The organism is Salipiger sp. PrR003 (assembly GCF_010500785.1).
In the GTDB taxonomy this organism is placed as follows: domain Bacteria; phylum Pseudomonadota; class Alphaproteobacteria; order Rhodobacterales; family Rhodobacteraceae; genus Salipiger; species Salipiger pacificus_A.
Window position 1 is genome coordinate 155,530 of the sequence record NZ_JAAGOV010000065.1, and the last position, 22,004, is coordinate 177,533.

The following is a 22,004-nucleotide window of genomic DNA, read 5'->3' on the forward strand; positions in this document are numbered from 1 at the left end:
AACGGGCAAGCGGCGGGCAATCCGGCTGTTAGCGCCACGAAAACGCGGGTTTGGGGCCTCCCGGACCTGGAGGCAGAAATGCCAACGCGCCGGGACCCGTGGGCACCGGCGCGCTGGACTTGGACCTAGGCAGGGGCAGCGGCAGGGGCGCAGAGGGCCCCGCCGGCTCACTTGCGGAAAGAATCGAGGCGCACGACCTCGGCATCCTGCTTGACCGTTTCGCGCGGTCCGTCGTCCGGGCCACCCTCGGGCGGGGTCGGCTCGTCGTCGTCGTCATCCTCTTCCTCGTGGGTCTCGAAGCGCAGACCGAATTCCACCGACGGATCGACAAAGGTCTTGATCGCGTCATAGGGGATATAGAGCCGCTCGGGCGCATCGCCGAAGTTCAGCGTGACGGTAAAGCCGTCCTCGGTGACCTCGAGGTCTTCGTACCAATGCTGCATGACCACGGTCATCTCGCCCGGGTAGCGGTCCGAGAGCCAGTCGGCCAGTTCCACGTCGGGGTGCTGGGTGTCGAAGGTGATGAAGAAGTGGTGATCGCCCGGAAGACCGGTCTCCTGGACCCCTGCGAGCACGTCGTTGATGAGCCCGCGCATGGCGCGGTGCATGAGATTGCCATAGTCGATGCCGCCGGGCATTGGCTGCTCCTCGTCGCTTTCTTTTCACCATATTAGATTTGGCGGCGAGGAAAAGGGGACATGATGGAAAAATACCATGGGTGCGCTATTTCATGAAAATTGTAATTTTAATAATTGGTTAGCGCGTAGGATGCGGTTGCCGTGAGGGCAAGGGTCAGCGGCACCGAGCGGCGCAGCGGGCCTAGCAGCAGCGCCGCCAGAAGCGTCAGGCCGAGCGCGGCGGGTTGCAGGCTTTGCAGCACGGGCAGCTCCGGGGCGAGCGGGCCGAGGTGCGGGATCCGGGTCTCGGCAAAGAGCACGTGCAGCGCGAACCACAGCGCCAGATTCGCCACCACGCCGAGCACCGCGGCGGTGATCGCCTCAAGCGCCGCCTGGAGCCGGGGGCGTGCGAGCAGCCGCTCGAGATGCGGGGCAAAGGCGAAGATCCACAGGAAGCAGGGGATGAAGGTGACCCAAAGCACCATGCCGCCCGCCGCCAGTGCCATGGGCCAGCCCCCCGCGGCGAAGCCGGTGATCATGCCGACGAACTGCGTCACCAGGATCAGCGGACCGGGGGTGGTCTCGGCCAGACCCAGCGCATCGGCCATCTGCGCGGCCTCGAGCCAGCCGCGGGCGGTCACCGCCTCCTGCGCCAGCCAAGCCAGCACCGCGTAGGCGCCGCCGAAAGAGAAGACCGCCAGCTTGGAAAAGAGCATGCCGATGTCATAGAGGAGCGTCTGCCCGGCCAGCGCCGCGGCGATCATCGGCGCGAACCAGAGCGTCACCCAGAGCGGCCAGACCCAGAGCCGGTCGGTCACCGGGGCGGGAACGGGCTGCACCTCTAGGGCCGGTCCGGCGGGCTGGCCGAACCAGCCTGTCAGCGCGGCGCAGGCGATCACCACCGGAAAGGGCAGGTGCAGCACGTAGAGCGCAGCAAAGGCGGCGAGCGAGATCAGCAGCGCGCCGCGACGCCGCAGCACCTTGCGCCCGAGCTTGAGCAGCGCCTGTGCGACAAGCGCGATCACCGTGGCCTTGACGCCGAGCATCAGCCCGGCGACCTCGGGGCGGGTGCCGTAGCTGGAATAGGCCAGCGCCAGAACCGCGATCAGCACCGCGCCGGGCAGCACGAAGAGCCCGCCCGCCATCAGCCCGCCGAGGGTGCCGCGCAGCCGCCAGCCGATCCAGGTGGCAAGCTGCATGGCCTCGGGGCCGGGCAGCAGCATGCAGAACGAGAGGGCCTGCAGGTATTGCCGCTCGTTGAGCCACTGACGCTCCTCGACGATTTCGCGGTGCAGCAGGGCGATCTGCGCGGCGGGGCCGCCGAAGCTGAGCAGCCCGATCCGCAGGAAGGTCATGAATATCTGGGAAAAAGTTGCCATAGCAGGCATGTGCACCGGCACCCGTGACGTTTTCATGACGCGCTCAGCCGAGGATCTGCGCGATCTCGCGCAGGATTTTTCGGCGCAGGGTCTCGGCATATGCGCGGTGGCTGCGCGCGGTCATCACGAAGCCGTCGCGGGTGATCAGCACTTGCCGGTAGTAGTTGCTGACTGGCAGGCCGCTGCCCGGACCCTCGATGGCCAGCCCGTTGATCGTCACCCCCATGCGCTCGGCCCGCACCCGCGCCGCCGACGCCGGGGGGCCGGAATTCGGAGTGCCGTCGCCCGACACGTCGATCACCCGCCGCTTGCAGGGCGGGGCGCGCTCGATGGCGTCGAGCGCCGCGCCGAGGGCCGCGCCGGGCGCGGTGTCCGACAAGACAAAAGCGCGCTCCATGGCGCCGGCGGCAGCGGCGAATCCCGCAAGATCGGCGGGCTCGGCAATCTCGGTCCAGCCCAGCATGAGCGCCTGGTCGCCGGGGCCGGACCATTGCAGGACGGCGAGGGCGACGCGGTCCTCGACCATGATCGCGGCGATCTCTGGGTCGGCCAGGGCAAGGGCAAGACCCTCGGTCTGGATGGCGTATTCGGAAGGATCGATGGAGTTGGAGACATCCATGGCCAGCAGCAGCGCGGTCTCGCAGGCGTGGAGCCTCGGCGCGCAAAGCGCTGCGAGCAGGGCGATACTGACAACGGACACCGGGGCCATGCCGGTCATGCTGACAGGCGGTCACCCTTCGGTCAATCACGCCGAAATGCGCTGGCCGAATGTCGCGGATAGAGGGGGGAGAGAAGTGCAGGTTTCTGTTGCCAGGTACCTGCGAACCCCGCCTTAAGCTGCTAGGCCCAAGGGCTTAATTTTCGGTTTTTCGGACTGCTTACGCAGCCAGAGCAACCGGAGCACGATTGTTGTTGGCAACTATGCTTTATGAACCGATAACGGTGGTATCTCACCGGGACAAAGCTACATCTTTACGCGTTCGTCGATCCTATTTCGGCCCCATGAACCCCCAACAAGGGTTTATTGGTGGAGCCGCCGGGTACCGCCCCCGGGTCCGATCCGTTTATTACATGCGCGTTTATGCCCATAGTCCCTTGCGGAACAAGACTGATATAGGACGGGGCCGCGCGGCTTTCAATGGGGGATCTGCGCAGCGGTGCCTAGGTTGGCTCCGGCGGGCGCAGGGGCCGGGTCAGGCGAAGGTGGAACACTTGGCGAGGTCCGTCCCTTCTAGGCCGAGCTTGGCCAGCGCCGGGCCCGCATCGCGATAGACATGGATCCGGAAGGGAAAGCGCGGGCCGAGCACCTGCTGGGCCATCCGGGCGATGCCGAAGGAGAGATCGGAGGGGGCGTAGTACACGATATCCATGCGCGGGTTCTCGAAGGCGCCGGTTTCCGAGAGGTAACCGCTAAAGCGCTGCAGGTCCTCGAAATCGCCCGTGTAGGTCGTGACCCCGGAATTGTCGACGAGTATCGCATATTCGGAGCACCACTCGGGCGAAGCAATGAGCGCCGATACTATTTCGAAGCAGTCGTCGATGTGGGCGGCGCCGGAAAATTTCAAAAATGCCAAGCGGTGCTCGGCATAAACCTTGAAATGTCCTGGCATATTGTCTCTCCCGAAGACGAGGAAAAAGGGGGTGAGCCTTTGAGTCGTTTCCTATGTCCGGAAGCCGGTGTCAAATGGTATGTCGCCTATGCGACACTTGCGGCAGCATGACCCAACGGAAGCGGAATCACTCCGTGTTTTCCAGCAATTGAGCGAAGCTGCGTTCGGCCAGGCCCAAAAGCGTCAGGCAGCCGATTTCGCTCTGCTGCACCCGCGCCACGACGCTGTCGAGCCCGTCCCACGAATTGATGGCCAGCTTGCTGAGTTGGAAACTCAGCGGAGTGGGGGCGAAATAGAGCAGGAGCGTGGCATTCTCGCCTCCAAAGAATGCCTCGGCCTTCAGGGCTTGCACTTTCATCAGCTCGAGATAGTCGCTGTCCCAGCCGGTCAGCCGGGACAGGTCCACGAGCTGCTTTTGTCCGCGGCGGTAATCGGGATGCGACAGGTAGTCTCCGAGAGCCCGGGTCGTGTCGGTCAAGCTGGCGCGACCTTCATATCGCACATAGACAAGACCGTGAGTCCTAAGAATGCGGAAGCTGACGGACATTTCCCACCGATAGACATGAGGCTTGGGGGATGGTTGCGGTGAGGTTTCGTTAACGTCAATGGTAAATTTTGAATGTATATTTTAGCGGTGAACCCTCCGCCCGCGCGTGCAGATGGGCCGCCCGGAAGAGTCCGGACGGCCCGCGTTTCAACCAAAGGTCTCGCTCTTTTAGGCCGGACCAGGCGCCGGGGTCAGTCCATGGCCTTGAAGTTGAACTCGCCGCCTTCCTTGATGCCCGAGAACCAGCGCGCCGTGACGGTCTTGGTCTTGGTGTAGAAGCGGAAGGCGTCGGGGCCGTACTGGTTGAGATCGCCGAAGGCCGATTTCTTCCAGCCGCCGAAGGTGTGGTAGCTCAGCGGCACCGGGATCGGGAAGTTGATGCCGACCATGCCGACGTTGACCCGGTGCGCGAAGTCGCGCGCGGTGTCACCATCGGCGGTGTAGATCGCCGTGCCGTTGCCATAGGGGTTGTCGATCACCAGCTCGAGCGCTTCCTCGTAGGAGTCCGCGCGGACCGTGCTCAGCACCGGGCCGAAGATCTCTTCGCGATAGATGTCCATGTCGGGCGTGACGTTGTCAAAGAGCGACGGGCCGACGAAGAAACCGTCCTCGTATCCCTGCAGCGAGAAGTCGCGGCCGTCGATGACTAGCTTGGCGCCCTGTTCGACACCCGACGTCACGAGGCCGTTGATCCGCTCCTTCGCGGCGGCGGTGATGACCGGGCCGTAGTCCACGTCTTCGCCGGCGGTGTAGGGGCCGACCTTCAGTTTCTCCACGCGCGGCACCAGCTTCTCGATCAGCGCATCGGCGGTTTCCGCGCCGACCGGCACGGCCACCGAGATCGCCATGCAGCGCTCGCCCGCGGCGCCGTAACCGGCACCCACCAGCGCGTCGGCGGCCTTGTCGAGGTCGGCGTCGGGCATGATGATCATGTGGTTCTTTGCGCCGCCGAAGCACTGCGCGCGCTTGCCGTTGGTGGCGGCGCGGCCGTAGATGTACTGTGCGATCGGGGTCGAGCCGACAAAGCCCACGGCCTGCACGGTCTCGTTGTCGAGGATTGCGTCGACCACTTCCTTGTCGCCGTTGATCACCTGCAGCACGCCCTCGGGCAGGCCGGCCTCGGTGATCAGCTCGGCCAGACGCAGCGAGGTCGAAGGGCAGCGCTCGGAGGGCTTGAGGATCATCGCGTTGCCGGAGGCCAACGCCGGGGCCATCTTCCACAGCGGGATCATCGCCGGGAAGTTGAACGGGGTGATGCCCGCGACCACGCCGAGCGGCTGGCGCATGGAGTAGAGGTCGATGCCCGGGCCACCATCATCGGTGAACTCACCCTTGAGCATGTGCGGCGCGCCCATGCAGACCTCGACCACCTCGAGACCGCGCTGCACGTCGCCGCGCCCGTCGGGCAGGGTCTTGCCGTGTTCGCGCGAAACCAGCTCGGCGAGCTCGTCCATGTGCTCGTTGATCAGCTGGCCGAACTTCATCATGACGCGGGCGCGGCGCTGCGGGTTGGTCGCGCCCCAGGCCTTCTGCGCCTCGGCGGCCTTGGCCACCGCGGCGTTCAGCTCTTCGACGGTCGCCAGCGGCACCTTGGCCTGAACCTCGCCGGTGGCGGGGTTGAAGATGTCGGTGAAGCGGCCCGAGGTGCCCTTCACATGCGTGCCGTTGATGAAATGGGTCAGTTCCTGCATTGCAGCCTCCTATATGTTGAGCAGCACAGTAGCCTTGCGGAAATGCAGGCGACAGGGGTAATTCAACAAAGAGGTTTTGCAAAAATATAGGTGCGCGATGCGCGAGAACTGGGACGACCTGCGGATTTTTCTTGCCGTGGCGCGGGGCGAGAGCCTCTCGGCGGCGGGGCGGGTGCTGCGCATGGACCCGGCCACGGTCGGGCGGCGCGTCGCACGGCTCGAGCAGGCGCTGGGGCATCCGCTCTTCGCCAAGTCGCCGCAGGGCTACACGCTCTCCGAGGCAGGCGCTCGGCTGCTGGTCCACGCCGAGAGCGCCGAGCAGGCGCTGGGGCAGGGCGCGCAGGCGCTCATGGGCTCGTCCGAGGGGTTTGCCGGGCAGATTCGTATTGGTGCGCCCGACGGCTGCGCCAACTTCCTGCTGCCACAGGTCTGCGCCAAGATCGCCGAGGCCAACCCCGGGCTCGACCTGCAGATCGTCTCGCTGCCGCGCGTGGTGAACCTGTCGCGGCGCGAGGCGGACATGGCGATCGCCGTTTCGGCGCCCACGGCGGGGCGGCTGGTGGTGCAGAAGATCTCGGACTACCGTCTGCATCTCGCGGCCTCGGAGCAGTATCTCGCGCAGCACCCGCCGATCCGCTCCCGCGCTGACCTGCAGCGGCACCGCATCGTCGGCTACATCCCCGACATGATTTTCGACCGCGAGCTCGACTATCTTGCCGATCTCGGCCTCGACCGTGTGCGTCTCGCCTCTAACTCGGTGGCCGTGCAGTTCCACTGGCTGCGGCTCGGCGCGGGGCTGGGGATCGTGCACGATTTCGCGTTGCCCGCGGCGCGGGGCCTGTGCCGGGTGCTGCCCGAAGAGGTCTCGCTCACCCGCAGTTTCTACCTGGTACGCCATGCCGACGACCGGCGTCACGCGCGGCTTAACGGACTCGCAGCGCTTCTCGCCGACTCTGTCCGGCGCGAACTCGCGGCGCTCGAAGCGGCGGCCTGATGCCGGGCAGTCTTCGGTTGGGCGTCAAACGGCGGGGTGCGGGATCGACCGGATGTCGGTGTTGACAGAAGTTCGCGCGGGGCGGACGCTAGGGAATGTGAGCAGCGCTTAGGAGGAAAGCCGCATGCAGGTACAACAGATTCTCAAGGACAAGTCCGACGACGGCGTGGTCACCGTCACCCCCGGCAGCAGCGTTGGTGACGCCGCGCAGGTGCTGGCCGAACGCCGGATCGGCGGGGTGGTGATCTCGGAAGACGGGCAAACTCCGCTGGGGATCCTTTCAGAGCGCGACATCGTGCGCGCGCTGGCCGCGCAGGGCGCAAGCGTTCTGTCGCTGACCTGCGAGGATCTGATGACCCGCAAGCTGCAGGTCTGCACCCGCGACGAGGATACCAACGTCGTGCTCGCCCGGATGACCGAGGGCCGGTTCCGCCACATGCCCGTGGTTGAAGATGGCATGCTGGTCGGCATCATTTCGATCGGCGACGTGGTCAAGGCGCAGATCGCCGAACTCGCCATGGAGAAGGACGCCCTGCAGGGCATGATCATGGGGTTCTGAGCGGGGGCTGCGCTCGGGAACTGCCGGTTTCGGGGTTGCATTCCGGCACGCAATATCGTTGCGTGCGCCGGACCGCCCCGGCTGGCACTCCTGGAGGACCCTCATGCGCATCGGCCTTTATCCCGGCACCTTTGATCCGATCACGCTGGGCCATATGGACATCATTCGCCGCGCAGCGGCCTTGGTCGACAGGCTGGTGATCGGGGTCGCGATCAACCGCGACAAGGGGCCGCTCTTCACCCTCGAAGAGCGCGTGGCGATGATCGAGATGGAATGCGCGGAACTCTCGAAGGAGACGGGGACCGAAATCGTCCCGCATCCTTTCGAGAACCTGCTGATCGATTGCGCCCGCGACGTGGGGGCTCAGATCATCATCCGCGGGCTGCGCGCCGTGGCGGATTTCGAATACGAGTTCCAGATGGTGGGAATGAACCGCGCGCTCGACACCAGCATCGAGACGGTCTTCCTGATGGCCGAGGCCAAGCACCAGGCGATTGCTTCCAAGTTGGTGAAGGAGATCGCGCGGCTTGACGGTGACGTGAGCAAATTCGTCACGCCCACCGTCAACGAAGCGCTTAAGATGCGCTTCGCGAAGGGCTGATCCGGGCGGATCAGCGGCCGTAGACGGCGGCGCGTGCGGTTTCTTCTTCGCGGCCGAGCAGGTCACAGTCGATGCGGGTGCGCATCGGCAGCGACATCAGCGCCTGATGGGTGCGGCGATAGGCGAAGCGGCGGGCGAAGCTGTCACGGACGGCATTGATGGCTTTGGTCATGGCTCTGTTCCATCTCATCGGGGGCACCTCCATCGGGAAGGCGCTGCGTTTGCGGTTGGCACTGGTTGAAAACTCTGGCGGACGTTTCCGTCTGCGTTGGCGCTAACCTAGGTCTTGCCGCGCTGCAGAACAATTGTCGGTTTCCCACACCCGCCTTGCGCTTTGTGCATGGCGACATGCAGCGCCACGGAAGGTGCAGGGCAAGCCTTTGTAAAGGATTGCCGATTAACCTTACCCCCAGATGAAAGGGGCGTGCCGCGCCCCGACGCAGCGCTGGAAAAGCCCGGCGCAAGCTGTGCCAGAAGGGAAACAGGCGATGGAAATCCCGCGTGACAGCGCCGGCTATGCCCGGCCCAATTTTCCAAGAAAATCCTCCGCACGGGCCGCGCCCTCGACCGGCTCGGCGGCGGCGGCGCACCGCCCGCTGCCGCCGCCGGTCCCGGTGACCACGCAGGTGTTGCCGCTCTCGATGCTGTCTGAGGTCCGGCCCCGCGGCCGGCCGGCGGGGCTGCTTGCGGAACGCGGATACGGCGCGGCGTTGGGAATCGTCCGGGAATGACGTCCACCGGCGCGTCGGCGCGCCACCGCTGCGCAAGCAAAAGGGCGGGGCCCGAAAGCCCCGCCCTGCAGTCTGGGATATTTCTGTCGGCTCCGGGCCGCGTCGCGTGGTCAGATGAGCTTGCCCATCGCCACGGCAGTGTCGGACATGCGGTTCGAGAAACCCCATTCGTTGTCGTACCACGACAGGATGCGCACCATCGTGCCCTCCATGACCTTGGTCTGATCGGTGTGGAAGATCGAGCTGTGCGGGTCGTGGTTGAAGTCGATCGAGACGTTCTTCTTGTCGGTGTATCCCAGGATACCGCTGAGCTTGCCATTGGCGGCGACGCGGATCGCGTCGTTGATCTCTTCGACGGTGGTCTCGCGCTCGGCTTCGAACACCAGATCGACAACCGAGACATTGGGCGTCGGCACGCGGATCGCCACGCCGTCGAGCTTGCCGTTGAGCTCGGGCAGAACCAGCCCCACGGCCTTGGCCGCGCCGGTCGAGGTCGGGATCATCGACATGGCCGCGGCGCGCGCGCGGTAGAGATCCTTGTGCATCGTGTCCAGCGTCGGCTGGTCGCCGGTGTAGCTGTGGATCGTGGTCATGAAGCCCTTCTTGATGCCAACGGTGTCGTTCAGAACCTTGGCGACGGGCGACAGGCAGTTGGTGGTGCAGGACGCGTTCGAGACGACGAGGTCATCCTTGGTCAGCGTGTCATCGTTCACCCCGTAGACGATGGTCTTGTCGGCCCCGGCCGAGGGGGCAGAGACCAGCACGCGGCTGGCGCCGTTCGCGAGGTGCGCGGCGGCCTTCTCGCGGTCGGTGAAGATGCCGGTGCATTCCATCACCACGTCCACATGCGCCCAGGGCAGGTCGGCGGGGTTGCGCTCGGCGCTCACCTTGATCGGGCCGCGGCCAACGTCGATCGTGTCGCCGGAGACGCTGACCGGGTGCGGGAAGCGTCCGTGCACGCTGTCGAACTGCAGCAGATGCGCGTTGGTTTCGACCGGGCCAAGGTCGTTGATCGCCACGACCTCGATGTCGGTGCGGCCGGATTCGATGATTGCGCGCAGCACGTTGCGCCCGATGCGGCCGAAGCCGTTGATCGCTACCTTGACGGTCATGATGTCTCCTCGCTGTCCGAGAGTCTGGGGTTGCCCAGAGGTCAACAGGATACGTCAGGCAAGTCAATACTTGGACTGTTAGCGCTCACCGCCAAAACGCCATCCAATCGAGCAGAATGAAAACCTTCCGGCCCAGGAACAGCAGGTGGCGGCTGTCGAAGAGCGTCACATCCAGCGCAATTGCAAGGATCAGAAGGGCTGCGAGCCAGACGGCGATGCGGTTGGTCATTTTGTCGTGATGCCAGAGACTTGACGCGATGTCATCTGCATTCTTGCGGGGGCGCGGCGGGGGGATCGGAACGCTCTGCGCCACTCATCAACTCCTCGATGAAGTGGCTCAGAAGCGCGCCGCGGCCCGACACGCCCGCCTTGCGGTAGATTGCATTGAGGTGCGATTTCACCGTCCCCTCTGCCGATCCGCGCAGCGCGGCGATCTCGGGGATGGTCAGACCCTTGAGCGTGAACATCGCCACGTCGCGTTCCGCGCCGGTCAGTTCCCAGGCCGAGAATTGCGCCTCGACGATTTCGTGGAAGGCGCCGGTGGCCAGCGAGACCTGCCGCGCGAGATGTGCATTGTGACGCAGCAGCCGCAGCAGGAAACGCAGCTCGACCCAGATCGCGGCGGCGAGACAGAGCACCATGCTGCCCTCGAGAAACGCCTCGGGGTCGGTCACCGGATTCCACCCGGCCTCGGAAGCGTCGAAGATCACGTCGACCACGAAGAAGGCCGTGCAGATCATCTGCACGGCGATCAACAGGGTGAGGATGAGCGGGCGTTCGGAGCTTTGCGGCGTCATGCCTCGATCTTTGCGTCATCCGGGACGCATTTGACACCCGTAACCATGGCCTTGGGCAGATTTACCCCGGTGCGGCGGCTTTCCCACAGCACTGCGCCGAGGTGCAGCATCACCGAGACCTCGGCCCAGGTTACCAGCGCTTCATGCAGGGTTTCGACCCATGCGATTCCCCAATAGGCGTCGGTGGTCATCATCACCCCGGTGGCGATGATGCCGCAGAGGGTGAGCAGCAGGTTGAAGATCATCAGCGCCCCAAGCGGCGTGTGCATGAGATGCACGCGGCGCCGTCCGGTGGCCATGTCGGTGATCTGCCGGATGAGGCCGGCGCGGGTGGGAAAGAAACTCGAGAAACGGGCCGAACGAGGGCCGGTGAAGCCCCAGATCAGCCGCAGCAGAATCAGCCCTCCGATGGTGTAGCCAACCCAGCGGTGCAGGGAGGATTCGGGGTCGTCGAAGAGCGCGTTGGCGGCAAAGAGGGTCACCAGGCTCCAATGGAAGATCCGCAGCAGCGGGTCCCAGACGAAATGTCGTGTCATGCGCTCGGGCATCGGGGCGGTCCTTGACGGGAAGGGTGGACAGATCAGGCGGCGCGGCCGCGCGCGGTGGCGGGGCCGGGCGGGCGTCAGTCGGTATTGCTGCGCACGATCTGCAGGGTCTGGTCGAGGTAGAGCTCGACCTTCTTGCCGTCCTTCATGGCATAGACCTCGATCATCCCGTCCTCGCTGTCGATGCGGCGGACCTCGTAGCCCTCGGCGGTGAGCTTCTCGCGCACCTGGGCCTGGGTCTGTTCGGGGATCTCGGGGGAGGCGAAGGCGGTGCCGGCGGTGAGAAGGGCGGCGACGAGGCCGGAGGTCAGAAGGCGGTAGGTCATCTATGGGTCTCCTGTAGGAAGGACGCGGGGCATCCGCGCCTCGAAGACCGATCTGACGTGGCCTTAGCGCCTCCGCCATGCCACTCGGGGGGCAGAAACCGCCCCCTGCAACTTTGGTTCAGATGAGTTTTCCGGTGGGGGACCTCAGGCGGTCCGGCGCCAGACGGCAACCCAGACCAGCGCAAGACCAAAGGAAATCAAGGCGTTCCAACTGGCCATCGACAGGCCCAAGAGCTGCCAGGCGACCTCGTCGCAGCGCACCAGCGGCGCGTTCATGATCTGGTTCAGAAGATCGTCCGTGGACATGCCGCCAACCGGCCCCGAGGTGCAGGTGGTCGGACCTTCCCACCAGCCGCGCTCGACGCCGGTGTGATAGACGCCGATGCCCGAGGTGGTCAGCGCCGCGAGCGCGCCGAGCAGCGGCAGGATGCGGGCGCGGAAGGCCAGCGCCAGGGCGCCGATCAGCACGGCCGCGGCGTGGGGCCAGCGCTGCAGGATGCACAGGTGGCAGGGCGCCAGCCCGCCGATGTACTGCGAGCCGATCGCGGCGAGCAGCACGGCGGCCGATCCGCCGGCGGCGATCAGGATGAGGAACTTGCGCAGGTCAGTCATGGCTCAGAGGTATTTCACCAAGAAGAAGCCGCCGGCGAGCAGCAGCACGAAAACAGTAAACACCAGGCCGAGCCGCTTTTCGATGAAATCGCGGATCGGCGCGCCAAAGGCCCGCAGCAGCCCCGCGACGATAAAGAATCGGAAGGCCCGGGCGATGACGGCGGTGGTGACGAAGACGCCCAGCGGCATCGCGGTCCAGCCCGACATGATGGTGATCACCTTGAACGGGAAGGGGGTGATTCCGGCGATCAGCACCGCCCAGAAGCCGACGCCGTTGAAGCGGGCGTTGAACGCCTCCATCGAGTCGGCTTTGCCGAGGGTCTCGAGGATCGGCCGGCCGATGCTGTCGAAGAAGAAGTGCCCGATGGCATAGCCGAAGAGCCCGCCGACCACCGAGGCAAGCGTGGCCACCAGCGCGATCAGCCAGGCCCGGCGCGGCGCCGCGAGGATCATCGGGATCATCAACACGTCAGGCGGGATCGGGAAGACCGAAGCTTCGATGAAGGAGACTGCCGCCAGGCCCCAGAGCGCCTTGGGGTGATCGGCAAGCGACATCGTCCAGTCGTAGAGGCGGCGCAGCATCGAAGGGCAGGTCTCCGGCGGTTGTTTGTATCGCAGGAAGCACGCGGGGCGGCGGTGTGCAACCCATTGAAGCGGCATTGGCTGTGACAGTTCCGTCAGTGCGGCATCACAGGTGACGATTGCCGCTTTACGCGGCGCGGCGTGGCGGATAAATCGGGGTCAGTGCCCAAGTGGCGGAATGGTAGACGCAGGGGATTCAAAATCCCCCGGCCGTGAGGTCATGTCGGTTCGAGTCCGACCTTGGGTACCACATCCCGCATCCCGTCGTGTCGAAGATCCGATGCGCAGCCGTAAGGGCCTGCGCGTAACGGAATGGTTCGGCGCCAGAACTTCCTCGTCACGCCGCGGAGACACCGCGCTGCTGCCGTATTTGTTCCTCATTTCGAAATCAGACCGTCCCGGCACTGACTAGAAAGGTCTATCTGAATGTTAGGTTTGATTTCGGGCTCCGGGTCTGGGAGCTACGCCGGTCTCTTCGGCGGGATCGCCAATGCGATCAACGCGGGGCGGCAGGCCGGCGCGGTCTCCAAGGAGGACGGGGCGCAGGCTGTAGAGGCGTCGCGCGAAGCGGAGACAGGGGAAACCGTCGTCGCGGCCGAGGCAAGCGCGGTCAAAGATGCCAGTTCCAAGCCGACGGCGACCGAGAGCGGACAGGCTGCGGCAGCCAATGCCAAAGCTCCCGAGGTCGCTGCACAGACCGACTCGCGCGCGGTGGATGACGAGCCAGAAACCATGGAGTCGCTCGAAAAGGCGCGCGCGCAGGCGCTCGCCACTCAGGAGAGTTTCATGAAGTCCCTGGTGATCGCCCAGATGGGCGCCGGCGCCGACGAGGACGGACTTGCCCAACGGCTGCGCCGCGGTGCCGAAGGCTACGCGACCACCCGCGCTTCGGAAGGCGGGGAGCGCGCGCCGCAACGCGCCAGCGTCGAGGCCTGAACCGGACCGCCCCAGGGCGGGCACCCAGACAAGCGGCGTGCGGAAGACCCCGTGCGCCGCGTTGTCATTCTGGTCGGCCTGTCCCGCGTCGTTCGTCTCGCGAGCGGGCGGGTTTCCGGGCGGAACGCAGCACCCGTTCGCCGATGCTGTAGGGGCAACGGAGGCAGCAGGTGCGCGGGCCACGGAGCGGCACTCTTGGGGATGTATCCGAAGGTGGATTCAGAGTGCCATGGTGACCAGCGGCGCTGTTGAAACGCGGCTGGACAACCATGGCACTATCCGAAGTAAGTGCCGACTTTCCCAAAGGAAAGTGGCGGAGAGACAGGGATTCGAACCCTGGGACCCCGTGAAGGGTCAACGGTTTTCGAGACCGCCCCGTTCGACCACTCCGGCACCTCTCCGCGGGGGTCGTGGGGGGCCGTTTAACGACAAGCTCGGGGGGGTGCAACAGGGAATTTTGAAGTTTTTTCATCCGGGCGGATTTCTTTTCCGGCGAAGCTCCGCCAGTGGGCTTTTTGCTCACCTTGGAAATGCCGCGGCCGGGCCCTAGGCTTGTCGTCAGCCATATCCGGAGTTGTCCTGTCCCATGTTCTCGCGTCTCGCCGCCTGCGGTTTTGCCGTCATCCTAGCCATGCCCGTTCGCGCGGAACCCGCAGGGGACCTGCTGGACGCGCTCAAGATCGACGAGATCGTCGAACTCATGCGAATTGAGGGGCAGGGCTATGCCGAGGAGATGGCGACGGACCTGCTTCCGGCGGGCGAATCCGAGACATGGCGGCAGTCGGTCGACCGGCTCTATACACCCAACGCCATGGAGGAAGTGGTGCGCGCGGGATTCCTCGAAAGCTTCGGTGACACCGATCCCGCGCCGCTTCTGGCGTATTTCGCCAGCGAAGCCGGTCAGAAGGTCGTGACGCTGGAGATCGAGGCCCGGCGCGCGATGGTCGATCCTGACGTCGAGTCGGCGGCGCGCGAAGCCTGGCGTGAACGGGCAGGGAGCGGCGATACGCGGCTGGACCAGCTCGATGAATTCGTCGAGGCCAACGACCTATTAGAGACCAATGTGGTCGGCGCGCTCAACGCCAGCTTCCAGTTTTATCTCGGCCTTGTCGACGGCGGCGGACTCGAAATGACCGAGCCCGAGATCCTCGAGGAGGTCTGGATGCAGGAAGAGGTCACCCGCGCCGACACGCTCGAATGGCTTTATGGCTATCTCCTGCTGGCCTACCGGCCGCTGAGCGACGCGGAGCTTGACGCTTATATCGATATTTCCGCGACGCCCGAGGGAAAGGCGATGAACCGGGCGTTGTTTGCCGGGTTCAACGCGATGTACAACGAGATCTCCTATGGCCTCGGCCTCGCGGCCGCACAGGAGATGCTGGCGCAGGACCTCTGAGGCGGGGCGGGCCGGGCGGCTCGGGGCAGAAAGCCGGGGTGGACCACCTGCAGAATATGGCGGGAAAACCGCTGTGCGCGGGTTGACACATGGGCAAATTGCCCCGATAAGCCGGGCCTCGTGACGGGGCCATTGCGCGCCCCGCTTTCGATTCTTACATCCATACAGCCCGCAAGGGCGCGCTGTTCGACGGCGGAGCGGGCCAACCCGCACCACGAAGTCCCCAAGAAACCGGGGCGCCACAGGACGCGGTAGACAAAGGAAGACGCAGATGTTCGCGGTGATGAAAACCGGCGGCAAGCAATACAAGGTCCAGGCGGGCGACGTGCTCCGCGTGGAGAAGCTGGCTGCAGACGCGGGTGAAACCGTTCAGTTCAACGAAGTCCTGATCCTCGGCGGCGACAGCGTCACCGTGGGTGCTCCGCTCGTGTCCGGTGCTGCCGTTCAGGCGACCGTGATCGACCAGATCAAGGGCGAGAAGGTCATCAAGTTCGTCAAGCGTCGCCGTAAGCACGGCTCGCAGCGTACCCGTGGCCACCGTCAGCAGCTCACCCTGCTGCGCGTGACCGAGATCCTCGCATCCGGCGCCGAAGGCACCGGCGTGAAGGCCGCCGCTGGCGCCGCCTCCGCACCGAAAGCCGCTGCTCCGAAGGCGGCTGCTGCCGCCGCAGGCGACGACCTGACCAAGATCACCGGTGTCGGCCCCGCCGCCGCCAAGAAGCTGAACGAAGCCGGCATCGCCACCTTCGCACAGCTCGCAGCCGTTGACCCCGAGAGCTTCGATGCCGTCAAGGTGAAGCCCGAGTGGGTTGAACAGGCCAAGACCCTGGCCTGATAGACAGTTAAGGAGACCAACCCATGGCACATAAAAAAGCAGGCGGTAGCTCCCGTAACGGCCGCGACTCAGCTGGCCGCCGTCTCGGCGTGAAACTCTACGGTGGCCAAGCGGCCAACCCGGGCAACATCATCATCCGTCAGCGCGGCACCAAGTTCTGGCCGGGCGAAGGCGTGGATATGGGCAAGGATCACACGATCTTCGCCGTGGCCGAAGGCTCGGTCAAATTCCACAAAGGCCTCAAGGGCCGCACCTTCGTATCCGTCCTGCCGGTGGCGGAGGCTGCTGAGTAAGCTGATCCCGGATCGAAAAATTGGAGGGGATCGGCACGGGCCGGTCCCCTTCTCCGTTTCGGGGGGAGACGAAGCGGCCCGCGAGATTTCTCGCACAAGAGGAGTAAGACGATGAGCCTGGCCGAAGACGACCAGCTGACCGCGCAACCGGTCATCGAGACACCCCGTTTCCTGCTGCGGCCGCTGCGCCGCTCGGATGCCGGGCTGATTGCGCATTACACGTCCGAGCTGCGCCTCGCGCGCATGACCACCTCGATTCCGCACCCGCTGCCGCCGGGCGCGACCGAGGCCTTCATCACCCGTGCCACGGAGTCCAGCCGTGTCGAGGACGTCTGGGCGATGGATGCCTCCGAGCAGGGCGGCGCCGAGGTGATGGGGCTGATTTCGCTCGAGCGCCTGACGGATGGCAACCAGGCCGAGATCGGCTACTGGGTCGCGCCGCCGTTCTGGAACACCGGCCACGCGTCCGAGGCGGTGCGCGCCATGGTGCAGGCCAATCCCTTCGGCAGCGCGACGATGTTCGCCTCGGTCTTCCAGGACAACGCCGCCTCGGCCCGGGTGCTGACCAACTGCGGTTTCGAATACATCGGTGATGCCGAGGCCTTCTCGGTGGCGCGCAATTCGGCCGTGCCCACCTGGACCTATCTGCGCCGGATGGACTGAACGTAGGCCTCGGCCCGCGCAGCCCCGCGACAAAGTGATCCCGCCCGGCCGACGAATTCCGTTGGCCGGGCGTAGTCTTGCCGCCTATAAGCAAGGCATGATCACCGAATTCGGACATTTCGCGCTCATCCTCGCCTTCCTCGTCGCCTGCGTGCAGGCGGTGGTGCCGATGATCGGGGCGCAGAAGCGCTGGCCCGGCTGGATGGCCGTCGCCGAACCCGCCGCAACCGCCCAGTTCCTGCTTGTCGCGCTGTCGTTCGGCGCGCTGATGCACGCCTTCATCGTTTCCGACTTCTCGTTGCGGCTGGTGGTGCTGAACTCGCATTCCGCCAAGCCCTTGCTCTACAAGATCAGCGGCGTCTGGGGGAACCACGAGGGCTCGATGCTGCTCTGGGTGCTGATCCTGGCGCTCTTCGGGGCTATGGCGGCTTGGTTCGGCGGCAACCTGCCGCCGACGCTGCGGGCGCGCGTGCTGGCGGTGCAGGCCTCGGTCGCGGTGGCCTTCTTCGCCTTCATCCTATTTACCTCGAACCCCTTCCTACGCCTCGCGGTGCCGCCCTTCGACGGGCAAGACCTCAACCCGCTGTTGCAGGACCCGGGGCTCGCCTTCCACCCACCGTTCCTTTATCTGGGCTATGTGGGCCTCTCGATCTGCTTCAGCTTCGCCGTCGCGGCGCTGATCGAGGGACGGGTCGACGCCGCCTGGGGTCGCTGGGTCCGCCCCTGGACGCTGCTGAGCTGGGTGTTCCTGACCATCGGCATCGCGCTCGGCTCCTGGTGGGCCTATTACGAGCTTGGCTGGGGCGGTTTCTGGTTCTGGGATCCGGTCGAGAACGCCTCGTTCATGCCCTGGCTGCTGGCGGCCGCGCTGCTGCATTCTGCCATCGTCGTGGAAAAGCGCGAGGCGCTGAAGAGCTGGACGATCCTGCTCGCGATCCTCGCCTTCGGCTTCTCGCTCATCGGCACCTTCATCGTGCGCTCGGGCGTGCTGACCTCGGTGCATGCCTTCGCCTCGGATCCGCAGCGCGGGGTCTTCATCCTCGGCATCCTCGTCTTCTTCACCGGCGGCGCGCTGACGCTTTACGCGGCCCGCGCGGGCGTGATGCAGGCCAAGGGGGTCTTTGGCCTCGTCAGCCGCGAGTCGGCACTCGTGGTGAACAATATCCTGCTTGCCGTGGCGTGTTTCGTGGTCTTTACCGGCACGCTCTGGCCGCTGGTCGCCGAGATGCTCTTTGGGCGCAAGCTCTCGGTCGGGGCGCCCTTTTTCAACATGGCCTTCACCCCCTTCATGGTGCTGCTGGGGCTGGTGCTGCCGATCGGCGGCCTGCTGAGCTGGAAGCGCGGCAAGCTGGGCCGCGCGGTGCAGCAGCTGGTGCCGGCGCTGGTGCTGGCGGTGGCGCTCGCCGGGCTGGTCTGGGCGATGCAGAGCGGGCGCAGCCTGATGGGGCCGGTGGGGGTCTTCCTCGGCACCTGGCTGGTGGCGGGGTCGATCACCGATCTTCTCAGCCGCATCGGCCAGAGCCGCGACTGGCGCCGCCTTGCGCGGCTGCCGCGCGCCGACTGGGGCAAGGCCGTCGCCCATGCGGGCCTCGGCGTGACCATGCTGGGCATTGCCGGGCTGATGGCCTGGCAAGAGGAAGACATCCGGGTTGCGCAGGTGGGGGAGCCCTACGCTGTGGGCGCCTACGAGTTGGACCTTCTTGGTGTCAGCCGCGTGCAAGGGCCGAACTATGTCTCGGACATGGGCGAGGTCTCGCTGCGCAGGAACGGTGCCGAGATCGCGCATCTCTACCCCGAGAAGCGCAGCTACCCGGTTGCTGGCATGCCGACCACAGAGGCGGCGATCGACAACGGCTTCCTGCGTGACGTCTACGTGGTGCTCGGCGATGCGCAGGCGGGCGGCGGCTGGACCATGCGGGTCTACGTCAAACCGCTCGCCAACTGGATCTGGGGCGGGGCGCTGCTCATGGCGCTCGGCGGGGCGCTCAGCCTTTCGGACCGACGTTTCCGCGTCGCCGCCGGAGCGCGCAAGTCCGCTTCGGCGCAGGGGGTTCCGGCTGAATGACCGTGCTGAAACCCTTCCGCGCGCTGCTTCTGTTGGCGCTTCTGGCGCTGCCGCTGGTGCAGGCGGCGGTGGTGCATGCCGTGCAGCCCGACGAGATGCTCTCGGACCCCGCGCTCGAGGCGCGGGCGCGCGAGCTGTCCAAGCACCTGCGCTGCCTTGTCTGTCAGAACGAGAACATCGACGATTCCAACGCCGCGCTCGCCCGCGACCTGCGCCTGCTGGTGCGCGAGCGGCTGGTGGCCGGCGACACCGACGACGAGGCGGTCGCCTACCTGGTCGACCGCTATGGCGAGTTCGTCCTGCTGCAGCCTACGACGCGCGGTTGGAACTGGCTGCTCTGGGCCGCCGGGCCGATCCTCTTCGTGATCGCGCTGATCCTTGCGGGAGCCTACCTGCGCGGCCGCTCGCGTGCCGAGGCCAGCACCGAGGCCGGGCTCAGCCCCGAGGAAGAGGCCCGGCTGAAGCGCATTCTGGATGAACACCCCTCCTCCTGACAGGACTGCCGGCAGGGTCGGGAGGATCCGAGGAGTGACGCTCAGAAACGCAACAGCATCCCCGCTTTCCATAGACGACCTTTCGGGATTCCCCCGACGGCTGCGCGCCGGGCTCGAGACCCTGCCGTCGTATCAACAGATGCTCGGGTTGATTGCCCGGGCGGCGGGGTACCGCAACTACCCGCACCTGCGCGCGCAGACCACGACGGCGCCGCGTGCTGACGCGTAGGCGTCTTATGGGTTCCGGTCCTTCCGCGACGCGGCTCGGATCCGCCGGACAATGATCGAGAACCGCATGCTTGAGCGTACGCCCCACAGGGCTGTCTACACCCGCATCGAGGCCCACCCGAGCGCGGACGCGCTGGCGCTGATCGCGGCGCTCTGGCAGGTCTGAGGCGGGTACGGCCAAGGGGTCTTGCACCCCAGGCGCGCGCGGGGGAAAGTTTCCCCGCGCGGCCGCGCCAATCCGGAGGATCCCATGCACTACGACACCATCCGTTACGAAATCGCCGACGACGTGGCGCTGATCACCCTGGCCCGGCCCGAGGTGATGAACGCGCTCTCGGCGCCGATGCGGGCCGAGCTGACCCATGCCATCCAAGCGGGTGGCAAGGACGCGCGGGTGGTGGTGCTGACCGGCGACGGCCGGTCCTTTTGCTCGGGGCAGGATCTGGGGGACCGCGAGAGCGCGGCGAACATCGATCTCGAGCGGGTGCTGCGCGACGAATACATGCCGATGCTGAGCGCGCTGGTGGACTGCCCGCGCCCGACCATCGCCGCGGTGAACGGCGCGGCAGCGGGCGCCGGGGCCAACCTCGCGCTGGCTGCCGACGTGGTCATCGCCGCCGAAAGTGCCTTCTTCATGCAGGCCTTCACCCGCATCGGACTGATGCCCGACGCGGGAGGCACGTGGATGCTGCCGCGGCAGATGGGCATCGCCAAGGCCATGGGCGCAGCGCTCTTTGCCGACCGCATCAGCGCCGCGCAGGCCGAACGCTGGGGGATGATCTGGGAGGCGGTGCCGGACGCCGAATTCGAGGCGATCTGGAAGGCCCGCGCCGCGCATCTGGCGCAGGGCCCCTCCGAGGCCTATGCCCGCATCAAGCGCGCGATCCGCGGTGCCTTCGAGAAGGATTTCGACGGCCAGCTGCTGCTTGAAGCGCAGTTGCAGGGGGAATGCGGCATGACGCGGGACTTCAAGGAGGGCGTGGTCGCCTTCCACGAGAAGCGCCCCGCGAAGTTCGAGGGGCGCTGAGCGCCTAGCCTGCGGTCAGCGTCGACCGCCAGCGCGGCGCATCCACCCGCAGCGGTCCCGCAGGAACATCCCAACGCGGGGGGTGGCCATCCAGTGTCGCCGGGAACCGCAGCCGCCGCGCCGGGCCCCAGCCGGTTGCCTCGACCTGCGGGGATTGATCGCCCTCGGTGACCTCGATGGGCGCGCCGGTGACGTCACGGACCCCGCCCGAGACCAGCAGGGCGCCCGTGCGGGCCAGCGACAGCCGGGCCGAGAATATCTGTCCGCTCGCCTGCCGGCGGCGCAGCGCGCGCAGCACCGCCGCGGCCATGAGATAGCCGGTGGCATGGTCGAGCGCCTGAACCGGTAGCGGCACCGGGCGCGCGGCCGGCCTGCGGCGCATCCCCTCGTCGGCGATGCCGCAGCTCATCTGCACGAGGCTGTCGAAGCCCCGCCGCCCGGCCCAGGGTCCGGTCCAGCCATAGGCGCAAAGGCTCACCTCGATCTGCCCGGGAGCCAGCTTGCGCCCGCCGTAGCCCAGCCTCTCCAGCGCGCCCGGGCGGTAGCCGTGGACGAGCACGTCGGCCTGTCTCAGCAGGTCCTCGAAGGTCGCGCGGTCGGCGCTCTGGGTCAGGTCGAGCCCGGCCCGGCGCTTGCCCAAGGTGACTTCCGGCTCGACGCCTGGCTCGTTCCACCAGGGCGGGTCGATGCGCAGCACTTCGGCGCCGTGGCCGGCAAGGAAGCGCGTCGCCACCGGCCCTGCGAGCACGCGGGTCAGGTCGAGCACCCGCAGACCCTGCATCGAGACGGGGGCCGCGCAGCTTCCGGTCTCGCGCCAGTCGATCAGCGGCTCGGCGGCCACCGCCTCGCCCTGCGGATGTGCGGCCCACTCGTCCAGAGAATGCATCGCCGCCGCGGCGCCCCCGGCCGCCACAACGGCGGCTTCGAGCGCTGCTTTCTCCCATCTCGAGACGGTTTCGGTGACCTGTGCGCGGTCGGCGGTGCAGCCGAGCACCGAGAGCGCTGCGTCACGATGGTGCGGCGCGTTGGTGTGCAGCCGGATCCAGCCATTCTGCGCCGCGTAATCTCCGGCGATCGGGTCCCAGGCCGCGGGCAGCTCCCATCCGACGGGGCACAACGTCCGATCGAACCACATCGAGGCGAGGCGCCGGTCGAGTGTCGCCCTTGGAGCGCCGGTCAGCGCAGCCATCTCCCGCGTCGCCGCTTTCAGCGACGCGGTGGCCAGTTCCGAGACCTGAAAGCAGGAGGGCAGCTCGGCGTCTCCATGCTCGTCTACCTCGAGGCCGGGCGGGAGATCGGTGCCGAGCGCCAGGGAAATCTGCGGATCGAAAGGGGATGTCATCACGGCCTCCTAGTCTTGTCTG

Annotated in this window: 28 protein-coding genes, 2 tRNA genes, 1 other RNA gene and 1 pseudogene; 15 read left to right on the top strand and 17 right to left on the bottom strand. The window is 66.2% G+C overall.

Annotated elements, in window-relative coordinates; all coding sequences use genetic code 11:
* Positions 1-167: 167 nt before the first annotated feature.
* From G0D83_RS23200 to G0D83_RS23230, 7 genes are all read right to left on the bottom strand, one after another.
* The gene (locus G0D83_RS23200) at positions 168-638 is read right to left on the bottom strand and encodes an SspB family protein (protein ID WP_095883724.1); all 471 of its coding nucleotides are present in this window, start codon (positions 636-638) and stop codon (positions 168-170) included.
* A 107-nt stretch (positions 639-745) separates the two neighbouring features.
* Complete coding sequence (gene chrA, locus G0D83_RS23205) at positions 746-2,032, bottom strand: chromate efflux transporter (protein WP_235939436.1); 1,287 nt, start codon at positions 2,030-2,032, stop codon at positions 746-748.
* Between the two features lie 7 nt (positions 2,033-2,039).
* Positions 2,040-2,705, bottom strand: a complete 666-nt coding sequence (locus G0D83_RS23210) for a DUF1194 domain-containing protein (protein WP_164196979.1) — start codon at positions 2,703-2,705, stop codon at positions 2,040-2,042.
* An 84-nt stretch (positions 2,706-2,789) separates the two neighbouring features.
* Positions 2,790-3,139: a transfer-messenger RNA gene (gene ssrA, locus G0D83_RS23215) on the bottom strand.
* A gap of 50 nt (positions 3,140-3,189) precedes the next feature.
* Complete coding sequence (locus G0D83_RS23220) at positions 3,190-3,606, bottom strand: hypothetical protein (RefSeq protein ID WP_164196980.1); 417 nt, start codon at positions 3,604-3,606, stop codon at positions 3,190-3,192.
* A 127-nt stretch (positions 3,607-3,733) separates the two neighbouring features.
* Complete coding sequence (locus G0D83_RS23225; protein WP_235939434.1) at positions 3,734-4,084, bottom strand: hypothetical protein; 351 nt, start codon at positions 4,082-4,084, stop codon at positions 3,734-3,736.
* Between the two features lie 260 nt (positions 4,085-4,344).
* On the bottom strand, positions 4,345-5,844 hold the full coding sequence (locus G0D83_RS23230; RefSeq protein WP_164196982.1) for a CoA-acylating methylmalonate-semialdehyde dehydrogenase: 1,500 nt from the start codon (positions 5,842-5,844) through the stop codon (positions 4,345-4,347).
* Between the two features lie 97 nt (positions 5,845-5,941).
* Between G0D83_RS23230 and G0D83_RS23235 the strand changes: the two genes are divergently transcribed.
* The 3 genes from G0D83_RS23235 to coaD all read left to right on the top strand — a co-directional run bounded on the left by G0D83_RS23235 (position 5,942) and on the right by coaD (position 7,998).
* Positions 5,942-6,838 (top strand): LysR family transcriptional regulator, encoded by an 897-nt coding sequence (locus tag G0D83_RS23235; RefSeq protein WP_164196983.1) that lies wholly within the window; start codon positions 5,942-5,944, stop codon positions 6,836-6,838.
* A gap of 124 nt (positions 6,839-6,962) precedes the next feature.
* On the top strand, positions 6,963-7,397 hold the full coding sequence (locus G0D83_RS23240) for a CBS domain-containing protein (RefSeq protein ID WP_108965686.1): 435 nt from the start codon (positions 6,963-6,965) through the stop codon (positions 7,395-7,397).
* Between the two features lie 103 nt (positions 7,398-7,500).
* On the top strand, positions 7,501-7,998 hold the full coding sequence (coaD, locus tag G0D83_RS23245; RefSeq protein WP_108965684.1) for a pantetheine-phosphate adenylyltransferase: 498 nt from the start codon (positions 7,501-7,503) through the stop codon (positions 7,996-7,998).
* A 10-nt stretch (positions 7,999-8,008) separates the two neighbouring features.
* On the opposite strand, the gene G0D83_RS23250 is transcribed toward coaD, so the two are convergent.
* Positions 8,009-8,170, bottom strand: coding sequence for a glyceraldehyde-3-phosphate dehydrogenase (locus G0D83_RS23250; RefSeq protein ID WP_108965682.1), 162 nt, complete (start codon positions 8,168-8,170; stop codon positions 8,009-8,011).
* 316 nt (positions 8,171-8,486) lie between these two features.
* On the opposite strand from G0D83_RS23250, the gene G0D83_RS23255 reads away from it, so the two are divergent.
* Positions 8,487-8,729, top strand: a complete 243-nt coding sequence (locus G0D83_RS23255) for a hypothetical protein (protein ID WP_164196984.1) — start codon at positions 8,487-8,489, stop codon at positions 8,727-8,729.
* A 110-nt stretch (positions 8,730-8,839) separates the two neighbouring features.
* Here the strand turns inward: G0D83_RS23255 and gap are convergent, their stop codons facing one another.
* The 7 genes from gap to G0D83_RS23285 all read right to left on the bottom strand — a co-directional run bounded on the left by gap (position 8,840) and on the right by G0D83_RS23285 (position 12,703).
* Positions 8,840-9,841: a type I glyceraldehyde-3-phosphate dehydrogenase gene (gap, locus tag G0D83_RS23260; RefSeq protein WP_164196985.1), complete on the bottom strand. Its 1,002-nt coding sequence runs from the start codon at positions 9,839-9,841 to the stop codon at positions 8,840-8,842.
* An 85-nt stretch (positions 9,842-9,926) separates the two neighbouring features.
* Positions 9,927-10,070, bottom strand: coding sequence for a hypothetical protein (locus tag G0D83_RS31945; protein ID WP_193989021.1), 144 nt, complete (start codon positions 10,068-10,070; stop codon positions 9,927-9,929).
* Positions 10,071-10,101: 31 nt separating this feature from the next.
* Complete coding sequence (locus tag G0D83_RS23265; RefSeq protein ID WP_164196986.1) at positions 10,102-10,638, bottom strand: helix-turn-helix transcriptional regulator; 537 nt, start codon at positions 10,636-10,638, stop codon at positions 10,102-10,104.
* Positions 10,635-11,186: a cytochrome b/b6 domain-containing protein gene (locus G0D83_RS23270; RefSeq protein ID WP_370457303.1), complete on the bottom strand. Its 552-nt coding sequence runs from the start codon at positions 11,184-11,186 to the stop codon at positions 10,635-10,637. The genes G0D83_RS23265 and G0D83_RS23270 overlap by 4 nt, the downstream gene beginning before the upstream one ends.
* Before the next feature lie 74 nt (positions 11,187-11,260).
* On the bottom strand, positions 11,261-11,509 hold the full coding sequence (locus G0D83_RS23275; RefSeq protein ID WP_164196987.1) for a PepSY domain-containing protein: 249 nt from the start codon (positions 11,507-11,509) through the stop codon (positions 11,261-11,263).
* A 144-nt stretch (positions 11,510-11,653) separates the two neighbouring features.
* Entirely contained in the window at positions 11,654-12,121 is a 468-nt protein-coding gene (locus tag G0D83_RS23280; RefSeq protein ID WP_164196988.1) for a disulfide bond formation protein B, read from the bottom strand.
* Between the two features lie 3 nt (positions 12,122-12,124).
* A complete protein-coding gene (locus G0D83_RS23285; protein ID WP_164196989.1) occupies positions 12,125-12,703 on the bottom strand; it encodes a YqaA family protein in 579 nt (192 codons plus the stop codon).
* Between the two features lie 164 nt (positions 12,704-12,867).
* On the opposite strand from G0D83_RS23285, the gene G0D83_RS23290 reads away from it, so the two are divergent.
* Positions 12,868-12,953: transfer RNA gene (locus G0D83_RS23290), tRNA-Leu, on the top strand.
* Positions 12,954-13,129: 176 nt separating this feature from the next.
* Positions 13,130-13,639 carry a hypothetical protein gene (locus G0D83_RS23295; RefSeq protein ID WP_164196990.1) on the top strand — a complete coding sequence of 170 codons (510 nt, stop codon included), beginning with the start codon at positions 13,130-13,132 and terminating at the stop codon, positions 13,637-13,639.
* Between the two features lie 311 nt (positions 13,640-13,950).
* Here G0D83_RS23295 and G0D83_RS23300 read toward each other — a convergent pair.
* Positions 13,951-14,040, bottom strand: a tRNA-Ser gene (locus G0D83_RS23300).
* A gap of 185 nt (positions 14,041-14,225) precedes the next feature.
* On the opposite strand from G0D83_RS23300, the gene G0D83_RS23305 reads away from it, so the two are divergent.
* The 9 genes and pseudogenes from G0D83_RS23305 to G0D83_RS23340 all read left to right on the top strand — a co-directional run bounded on the left by G0D83_RS23305 (position 14,226) and on the right by G0D83_RS23340 (position 20,640).
* On the top strand, positions 14,226-15,035 hold the full coding sequence (locus tag G0D83_RS23305) for a DUF2059 domain-containing protein (RefSeq protein ID WP_164196991.1): 810 nt from the start codon (positions 14,226-14,228) through the stop codon (positions 15,033-15,035).
* A gap of 271 nt (positions 15,036-15,306) precedes the next feature.
* On the top strand, positions 15,307-15,870 hold the full coding sequence (rplU, locus tag G0D83_RS23310; RefSeq protein WP_095883877.1) for a 50S ribosomal protein L21: 564 nt from the start codon (positions 15,307-15,309) through the stop codon (positions 15,868-15,870).
* 23 nt (positions 15,871-15,893) lie between these two features.
* Entirely contained in the window at positions 15,894-16,163 is a 270-nt protein-coding gene (rpmA, locus tag G0D83_RS23315; RefSeq protein WP_108965665.1) for a 50S ribosomal protein L27, read from the top strand.
* 111 nt (positions 16,164-16,274) lie between these two features.
* Positions 16,275-16,826, top strand: a complete 552-nt coding sequence (locus G0D83_RS23320; RefSeq protein ID WP_164196992.1) for a GNAT family N-acetyltransferase — start codon at positions 16,275-16,277, stop codon at positions 16,824-16,826.
* Between the two features lie 97 nt (positions 16,827-16,923).
* Positions 16,924-18,891 (top strand): heme lyase CcmF/NrfE family subunit, encoded by a 1,968-nt coding sequence (locus G0D83_RS23325; RefSeq protein WP_164196993.1) that lies wholly within the window; start codon positions 16,924-16,926, stop codon positions 18,889-18,891.
* Positions 18,888-19,385, top strand: coding sequence for a cytochrome c-type biogenesis protein (locus G0D83_RS23330; protein ID WP_164196994.1), 498 nt, complete (start codon positions 18,888-18,890; stop codon positions 19,383-19,385). Before G0D83_RS23325 ends, G0D83_RS23330 begins: the two co-directional genes overlap by 4 nt.
* Positions 19,386-19,419: 34 nt before the next feature.
* A complete protein-coding gene (locus tag G0D83_RS23335; protein WP_164196995.1) occupies positions 19,420-19,614 on the top strand; it encodes a hypothetical protein in 195 nt (64 codons plus the stop codon).
* Between the two features lie 36 nt (positions 19,615-19,650).
* A pseudogene (locus G0D83_RS32865) lies at positions 19,651-19,779 on the top strand (hypothetical protein); the annotation flags it as partial.
* 84 nt (positions 19,780-19,863) lie between these two features.
* On the top strand, positions 19,864-20,640 hold the full coding sequence (locus tag G0D83_RS23340; protein WP_164196996.1) for an enoyl-CoA hydratase-related protein: 777 nt from the start codon (positions 19,864-19,866) through the stop codon (positions 20,638-20,640).
* Positions 20,641-20,644: 4 nt separating this feature from the next.
* On the opposite strand, the gene G0D83_RS23345 is transcribed toward G0D83_RS23340, so the two are convergent.
* On the bottom strand, positions 20,645-21,982 hold the full coding sequence (locus tag G0D83_RS23345; RefSeq protein ID WP_164196997.1) for a CoA transferase: 1,338 nt from the start codon (positions 21,980-21,982) through the stop codon (positions 20,645-20,647).
* Between the last annotated feature and the right edge of the window lie 22 nt (positions 21,983-22,004).